General features: G+C 73.7%; 5 protein-coding genes. 3 read left to right on the plus strand and 2 right to left on the minus strand.

The window, feature by feature from the left end:
* Positions 1-104 precede the first annotated feature (104 nt).
* Complete coding sequence (locus FOE67_RS10105; RefSeq protein WP_182662726.1) at positions 105-1,205, plus strand: hypothetical protein; 1,101 nt, start codon at positions 105-107, stop codon at positions 1,203-1,205.
* Positions 1,206-1,253: 48 nt separating this feature from the next.
* On the opposite strand, the gene thrS is transcribed toward FOE67_RS10105, so the two are convergent.
* Both thrS and pcrA read right to left on the minus strand, forming a co-directional pair.
* Positions 1,254-2,528, minus strand: a complete 1,275-nt coding sequence (gene thrS / locus FOE67_RS10110) for a threonine--tRNA ligase (protein WP_182662728.1) — start codon at positions 2,526-2,528, stop codon at positions 1,254-1,256.
* A 244-nt stretch (positions 2,529-2,772) separates the two neighbouring features.
* Positions 2,773-5,382, minus strand: coding sequence for a DNA helicase PcrA (gene pcrA / locus FOE67_RS10115; RefSeq protein WP_228473730.1), 2,610 nt, complete (start codon positions 5,380-5,382; stop codon positions 2,773-2,775).
* 136 nt (positions 5,383-5,518) lie between these two features.
* Between pcrA and FOE67_RS10120 the strand changes: the two genes are divergently transcribed.
* A complete protein-coding gene (locus FOE67_RS10120; protein WP_182662730.1) occupies positions 5,519-6,190 on the plus strand; it encodes a DUF1707 SHOCT-like domain-containing protein in 672 nt (223 codons plus the stop codon).
* Between the two features lie 501 nt (positions 6,191-6,691).
* A complete protein-coding gene (locus FOE67_RS10125) occupies positions 6,692-8,026 on the plus strand; it encodes a C40 family peptidase (RefSeq protein WP_182662732.1) in 1,335 nt (444 codons plus the stop codon).
* Positions 8,027-8,087: the final 61 nt, after the last annotated feature.

Consider the following 8,087-nt stretch of genomic DNA (forward strand, 5'->3'; position numbering starts at 1 on the left):
CCGTCACCCCGGCCCCCCGCCCGTGATCACCCCGGTGATATGAACGACCCACCGGGTGCCGCCGGTTGAGGCGCGGCACGGGATCGGGAGGGGCGTGGGATCGGGTGCGGATCCGCTGGTGGATCAACACGGTGGCGGCGGTCCTCGGGCTGGTGGTGCTCGGGGGCGTACACGTATGGCAGATGACCAACCTCGTGTGGGACCAGGAGGTGGGGAATTCGTGGACCACCGCCGATCTGCTCGTCGATGAGGAGTCCGGCACCTGCGCGGCCCGATGGGAGGTGCCCGACTCGGGCCTCACCCGGGAGAGGCCGGTTCGCTGCCCGGACATCGACGACCCGGCCCGGGCGGAAGGGGTGATCCACGGCCACGTCGTGCTCCGGGGTCCCTGGCGCGGCGACTTCTACCGCTCACCCCGGGAGGAGTTCCGGATACCCGATCACATCCTGATCCCCACCCTCATCCAGATGGTGGCGCTGATCCCGGTCGGCCTGGTGGGGAGCGCCCGCCTGCCCGCGTACCTCCGGAAACGCGGTGGGCCGCCCATGCCCCTGGCCCCGGAGGCCCGGCAGGTCCTGTCTCTGATCACCCGCCCGGACCCGACCACCGCGCGTCCCACCACGGTCCCGCCGGCTCCCGCGGGGAACCGGCGGGAGGAGCTGCGACTGTGGTGGTGGACGGCGAAACCGTTCCTGCTCCTGCCCGCCGCCCTGCTCCCGGTGCTGACATGGTTCGCCCATCAAACCCTCGCGGCGTCCGCCCCGATGGAGTGGCTCCAACTCACAGGCGCGGTGCTCCCCGCCCAGCTCGTCCTCCTGTACGTCCTGTGCGGAACGTGGCGGTGGCGGCGGATGACGCGTGGCCCCCGGGAGTCGCTGGGCACACGCCGTCACGTGGTGCTCCGCTACCCGTCGGGCGGGCGCGTTTGGCTCGCCGTGTTCCCCCGCGACGAACGCGAGGGGGATCTGCCCGAGTACCTGATGTCATTGCCGTCGGGTCCGCCGTGGAACCCGCTCCGGGACCTGCCCCCGGTCGAGGGCACCACGGAACTCCTGCGCCTCACCGACGGGAATCGGGAGGTGCTCGTCCCGCGGATCGAGGGCCGGCTCCACCCGCCCCGGCGGACCTTCGTCGAATCCGAGGGGTTCGACGAGAAGCACGGCAGCGCGCTGCACCTCTTCCTCTCCACCCGCGTCAACGCCTGATCCCCACCGCCCGTGGCCCCCGGCGGGTGGCCACGGGCGTTTCCGGTCTCAGCCGGAGACCCCGGTTGCTCCTTCGGTCACCTTTCCCACGCCGTTCCCGCCGTTCCCGCCGTCCCACAGCCCCGGGCTGTGGGCGCCGACGAGCGCCCCGATACGGGCGAGGAGTTCCCCGGCCGGCATGGCGGGGAGCCGGCGGCCGTCGCGCAGGCGCGGCGCGACACGGTCGTCCGCGGCCTCCCCGGGGCCGATGATGGCCTGGTAGGGGACGAGACGGACCCGGCGGACCCGGGCACCGAGGCTGCCGCGTTCCGGACCGATGATCTCGGCCCGCAGGTCGGCGTCGAGGCAGCGCCGGGCCAGGGCCTCGGCAACGGGCAGTTCGGCCGCGGTAACCGGGAGGATCGCCACCTGGAGCGGGGCGAGCCAGGCGGGGAGGGCCCCGCCGTGGTGCTCGACGAGGTGGGCGACGGCCCGCTCCACGCTGCCGATGACGCTGCGGTGGACCATGACGGTGCGGTGCTTCGCGCCGTCGGCGCCGATGTGGCGCAGGTCGAACCGCTCGGGCTGGTGGAGGTCCACCTGCACGGTGGAGAGGGTGGATTCCCGACCGGCGGCATCGGTGACCTGGACGTCGATCTTGGGTCCGTAGAACGCGGCCTCCCCCTCGGCCACCTCCCGGGGCAGCCCCGCCTCGTCCAGGGCCTCGGTCAGCAGGGCGGTCGCCCGCTCCCATTTCCCGGGTGCCGCGACGTACTTGCCGCCGGGCCCCGGCAGGGACAACCGGTACCGGGTCGGGGTGATGCCCATGGCCCGGTACGCCCGGCCGATCATCCCCAGCGCGTCGCGCACCTCCCCGACGACCTGGTCGAGGGTGCAGAAGATGTGCGCGTCGTTGAGGTGGATGGCCCGCACCCGGGTCAGTCCGCCGAGGACGCCCGAGAGCTCGGAGCGGTACATGCCCCCCGGCTCGGCCATGCGCACCGGTAGGTCGCGGTGACTGTGGGGGCGCGAGCGGTGGATCAGTGCGTGGTGGGGACAGAGGCTCGGCCTCAGCACGACCTGCTCGCCCCCGAGGTCCATCGGGGGGAACATGTCGTCTCGGTAGTGGTCCCAGTGGCCCGAGAGCTCGTACAACTCCCGCTTGCCGAGCACCGGGGAGTACACGTGTCGGTATCCCGCCCGCCGCTCCTCGCAGCGGATGTACTCCTCCAGGGTGTGCCGCACGGCGGCGCCGTCGGGCAACCAGTAGGGCAGCCCGGCGCCGATCAGGGGGTCGGTGTCGAACAGGTTCAGTTCACGGCCGAGCCTGCGGTGGTCGTGCACGGTGGTCTCCTCGCGAACGGCGGACGGGTGACCACGCGACGAAGCCCCGGGGCACCCGCCCCGGGGCTTCGATTTCGGGCATCGATCAGCGCGCCGGGACACTCTCCGGCGTCGTCGTCACAGCGGCGCGCTTCATGGCGGCAAGGGTAACGGTCCGCACCCGTGCCCGCACGGGGATTTCCCGGCCGGCCCCGCCGACGGCCCCGGATGGCGGCGCCCGGCGGACGCCCCCACCCGGGGTGGGTCAGAGCTTCTCGACGGGGGCGTAGCGCAGCAGCAGCCGCTTCGGCTTGTCGCCGCCGAAGTCGATGGTGGCCTCGGCCCGGTCGCCCGAGCCCTGCACGGAGACCACCGTGCCCAGGCCGAAGCTGTCGTGGGTGACCCGGTCGCCCGGCGCCAGCGCCACGACCGGCCGGTCGACCATGCGGCCGGTGGCGAAGCCGCGGGTGACGCCGCCGCCGCGACCCGCCGCGCGTCCACCGGACGCCCGCCCCCCGGATGGGGCGGAGGATGCGGCCGGGGTGGAGGGGCCGGAGCGGCGCCACTCCAGGTGGCTGTCGGGGATCTCCTCCAGGAAGCGGGAGGGCGGGTTGTACTGGGGCTGACCCCAGACGCCGCGCAGCACCGAGCGGGTGACGTAGAGGCGTTCGCGGGCCCGGGTGATGCCGACGTACGCCAGCCGGCGCTCCTCCTCCAGTTCCTTGGTCTTCCCCAGCGAGCGCTGGTGCGGGAAGACGCCGTCCTCCATGCCGGTGAGGAAGACGACGGGGAACTCCAGGCCCTTGGCGGTGTGCAGGGTCATCAGGGTGATGACGCCGCCCTCGGGGGTGCCGTCGCCCTCGGCGCCGTTCTCCCCGTCGGGGCCGTCGGGGATCTGGTCGGAGTCGGCGACCAGCGCCACCTGCTCCAGGAAGTCGGCGAGGGTGCCGGGGTCGCCCTCCGGCCGGTTCTCCTCGAACTCCAGGGCCACGGCGGCGAGTTCCTGGAGGTTCTCGACCCGGGTCTCGTCCTGCGGGTCGGTGGAGGCCTGCAACTCGGCGAGGTAGCCGGTGCGTTCGAGGACCGCCTCGAGGACGGTGGCCGGTCCGGCGCCGGACTCGGCGATGGTGCGCAGTTCCTCCAGGAGCTGGTTGAAGCGGCGGACCGCGTTGGTCGAGCGGGCGGCCATGCCGTACGCCTCGTCCACCCGACGCAGCGCCTGCGCGAAGGAGATCCGCTCGCGCAGGGCGAGCGCCTCGATCATCGCCTCGGCGCGGTCGCCGATGCCGCGTTTGGGCACGTTGAGGATGCGGCGCAGCGGGACGGTGTCCTCGGGGTTGGCCAGCACCCGCAGGTAGGCCAGGACGTCGCGGACCTCGCGGCGCTCGTAGAAGCGGACGCCGCCGACCACCCGGTAGGGCAGGCCGACCCGGATGAAGACCTCCTCGAACACCCGGGACTGGGCGTTGGTGCGGTAGAAGACGGCCACGTCGCCGGGGCGGGCCTTCCCCGCGTCGGTGAGGCGGTCGATCTCCTCCGCGACGAACTGCGCCTCCTCGTGCTCGCCGTCCGCGACCCAGCCGACGATGCGGTCGCCGTCGCCGGCCTTCGTCCACAGGTTCTTCGGCCGGCGGTTCTCGTTGCGCTCGATGACGGCGTTGGCGGCGGAGAGGATGGTCTGGGTGGAGCGGTAGTTCTGCTCCAGCAGCAGGGTGCGGGCCTGCGGGTAGTCCTCCTCGAACTGGAGGATGTTGCGGATGTTGGCGCCCCGGAAGGCGTAGATGGACTGGTCGGCGTCGCCCACCACGCACAGTTCGGCGGGCTCGACGGCGCCCGGGTCGGCGGGCGCGCCGGGGTCGGGCGCGGTGCCGACCAGTTCGCGGATCAGCCGGTACTGGGCGTGGTTGGTGTCCTGGTACTCGTCCACCATCACGTGCCGGAAGCGGCGCCGGTAGTGCTCGGCCACGTCCGGGAACGCCTGCAACAGGTGGACGGTGGTCATGATCAGGTCGTCGAAGTCCAGCGCGTTGGCCTCGCGCAGCCGCGACTGGTAGAGCGCGTACGCCTCGGCGAGGGTCTTCTCGAAGCCGTCGCTCGCGGCGGCGGCGAAGTCCTCGGGGTCGATCAGCTCGTTCTTGAGGTTGGAGACCTTCGCGCTGAAGGACTTGGGCGGGAAGCGCTTGGGGTCCAGGTCCAGGTCGCGGCAGACCAGCGCCATGAGGCGGCGGGCGTCGGCGGCGTCGTAGATGGAGAAGGACGAGGTCAGGCCGAGGTGCTTGCTCTCGCGGCGCAGGATGCGCACGCAGGCGCTGTGGAAGGTCATCACCCACATCGCCCGGGCGCGGGGGCCCACCAGGTCCTCGACCCGTTCCTTCATCTCGCCGGCGGCCTTGTTGGTGAAGGTGATGGCGAGGATCTGGCCGGGCTGGACGCCGCGCGCGGCCAGCAGGTGGGCGATGCGGTGGGTGAGCACCCGGGTCTTGCCGGAGCCGGCGCCGGCGACGATGAGCAGCGGGGAGCCGGAGTGCACCACGGCGGCGCGCTGGTTCTCGTTGAGGCCGGTGAGCAGCGCCTCCGCGTCGATGACGGGCCGGGGGGCGCCGTCGCGGTACCAGCCGCCGCCGGTGACGGGTTCGGCGTCGGGGGCGCCGAAGGTCTCGGGGAACAGGCCGTCGGGGAGCTCCTCGGCGGCCGGGCCGGGAGCGGCGTCGCCGGCCGGGTCGGCGGGCGGGGGCTCGTGCTCCCAGTCGTCCCCCCACAGGGTGCCGTCGGGCCCCGCGTCCGGGGTGGTGCCGGCGGCGGGGTCGGGCGCGGGCTCGGCCGGTCCGTTGCCGAACGGCAGCCCGTCGGCGGCGTCGTCGAAAAGGGTGCTCATCGTTGACCGAGTCTAGGCCCTGCGGGGGTTCGCCGGCCGGGGAGAGGTGGGCTCCGGCGGTCGGTCGGTCATCGGTTGGCGCGGGGGCCCCGGCGGGCCGTACCGAAGGTTCCGGCCGCCGCCTAGACTGCCGGTCATGACAAGTCCCGACCGGTTCCCCAACCCGGACCTGCGTGCCTCGGACTCCGACCGCGAGGCGGTCGCGGAGCGGCTGCGGGAGGCCGCGGGGGAGGGCCGCATCGACCTGACGGAGCTGGACGAGCGGCTGGAGCGGACCTTCGCCGCGAAGACGTACCGGGATCTGGAGCCGTTGACCGCGGACCTGCCGCCGACGTCGCGGTCCGGCGGCGCCGGGCCGGGCCGGGCGATCGTGTCGTCGACGGGGCCCGTCGCGCCGGCGTCCGGGCCGGTGTCCCCGCCGCCGGTGTTGGTGGTCAAGGGCGGGTTCGCCGGGTCGAACCGCGAGGGGCACTGGGAGGTGCCGCCGACGGTGATGGCGCACGGCGGGGTGGGCGGCGTGAAGCTGGACCTCACCCGGGCCCGGGTGCACCAGCCGGTGACCGATTTCGCCCTGCACGGCGACATGGGCGGGGTGACGCTGGTGGTGCCCGAGGGCTGGACCGTGGTGGTGGGTGAGGTGAGCACCGGTATGGGCGGGTTCACCAACAAGGCGACCGAGCCGCCGGTGGCGGGCGCCCCGGTGGTGCGGGTGAGCGGACGCGGTGACGTGGGCGGGGTGACGGTGCGGCGGCCGAACATGTGGGAGCGGCGCCGGCTGCGCAAGGAGTTGGAGGAGGGGCGCGGCTGAGCCCGCCCGGTGGTCCCGGCGCGCCGGGACCACCGCGGGTCCGTCACGGGTCCGGCGCGGGTCCGGCGCGGGTCCGGCAGCGACCCCGGCACGGTTGGATCGATCCCTTCGCGCGTGCCCCTTTTGCCCCCTTGGGTCTTTTCGGGGTTTTTGATTTCTTCGGGGTATTCACCCTTTTCCATCCCTCGATGCCGAAAAGGGAATCACCCTGCGTCAAACCGGTGATCACATTCCGACCGGGGAACGAAAGGATCACAAAAAGATTTCACTCATTTCGAGCATTCGACTTCCCCCGGAGCGTTCCCGCCGGCTAGCGTTCAGCGCCGGGTGACCCGCCTCCCCGCTCGTCGTCACCGACGACACGGGTCGCCCCCGCCGTGTCCGTCCCCTTCCGGGGACGGGGTCGGCAGCGGCCGGGCCGGCGTCCATCGGGCGCCGGCGCCGTGCCGCCGTCCGGCCCGGCCCCGCGCCGACCGGCGGCGACGGAAGGAGAGACCGGCCTTGGGCGCTCACCGCAAGCCGCGCGCCGGACTGTTGGACTCCCCCACCGCCCGCAGGGGCGCGATGGGCCTGGGAGCCGCCGCCCTCTCGGCGAGCCTGTTCTCCCAGACCGCCTTCGCCGACGAACCCGGCGGCACCGGTGACCCGGCCGCCGACGCGGCGGCCGCCATCGAGGAGGCCCGGGAACGCGCCGAGGCCGCCGGCAGTCGCGCGGCCGAGGTCAAGGAGCAGGTGGACGAACTGTTCCGCGAGGCCGGCACCGCCACCCAGGGCTACAACGCCGCCAGGGAACGCACCGAGGAACAGCAGCGCACCGCCGACGAACTGGTGGAGGCCGCCGCCGAGGCCGCCGAGCGGGTCAACGAGGCCCGCCGCGACCTGGGCCGGTACGCCACCGCCCAGTACCGGCACGGCCGCGTCTCGGAGACCGCCACCCTGCTGCTGATGAACGACCCCCAGCAGTGGTTCGACACCACCCATGTCCTCGGCCGCGCCGGCGACCGGCAGCAGCTCGCCCTGGACGACTACGTCGAGCGCCGCGGCGAGGCCGAGCTCAAGCGCGCCGAGGCCGCCGGCGCGCTGGAGGACCTCGAGGAGCGCCAGCGGGAGTTGCGGAAGCAGAAGGAGGAGGTCCAGGGCAAGCTGGCCGACGCCCGGGAACTGCTCGCCGGCCTGACCGAGGAGGAGGCCGAGGAACTCGCCGAGCTGGAACGGCTGGAGACCGCCGAGGCCGAGCGCCTGGCGGAGGAACAGCGCCGGCGCGAGGAGGCCGAGCGCCGCGAGCGGGAGGCCGCCGAACGGGCCGCGCGTCGGGCGGCCGAGCGGGAGGCCGCCGAGGAGGCGGCCCGCGCCGAGGCCGCGCGGGAGTCGTCGGCGGAATCCGGCTCCGCCGACGCGGCCCCCTCGGGCTCCGGGTCCTCCGGGTCCTCCGGGTCATCGGACGCCGGGTCGTCCGGCTCGTCGTCCGCGGGCGACACCGGGGTCTCCACCCGCGCCGAACAGGCGATCGCGCACGCCCGCGCCCAGCTCGGCAAGCCGTACGTGTGGGGTGCCACCGGCCCCGACTCCTACGACTGCTCCGGGCTCACACAGGCCGCCTGGCGGGCCGCCGGCGTGGAGCTGCCCCGGGTCACCTGGGACCAGGTCAACGCCGGCACCCGGATCGCCCGAGCCGACCTGCGCCCCGGCGACCTGGTGTTCTTCTACTCCGACATCAGCCACGTCGGGCTCTACATCGGCGACGGACAGATGATCCACGCCCCGCGCCCGGGCACGAACGTGCGGGTGGAGTCCATCTCGGTGATGCCCTTCCACAGCGCCGTCCGCCCCGGCTGACGACCCCCGATCGCCCCGGAGACGACAGCGCCCTCCCGACCCGCCTCGGGCGGGAGGGAGG

Source organism: Streptomyces calidiresistens (assembly GCF_014141525.1).
GTDB lineage: Bacteria > Actinomycetota > Actinomycetes > Streptomycetales > Streptomycetaceae > Streptomyces > Streptomyces calidiresistens.

Excerpts from the sequence above, each read along its gene's own strand:
- FOE67_RS10120 (WP_182662730.1), top strand. The coding sequence starts at position 5,519 with ATGACAAGTCCCGACCGGTTCCCCAACCCGGACCTGCGTGCCTCGGAC.
- pcrA (WP_228473730.1), bottom strand. The coding sequence starts at position 5,382 with ATGAGCACCCTTTTCGACGACGCCGCCGACGGGCTGCCGTTCGGCAAC.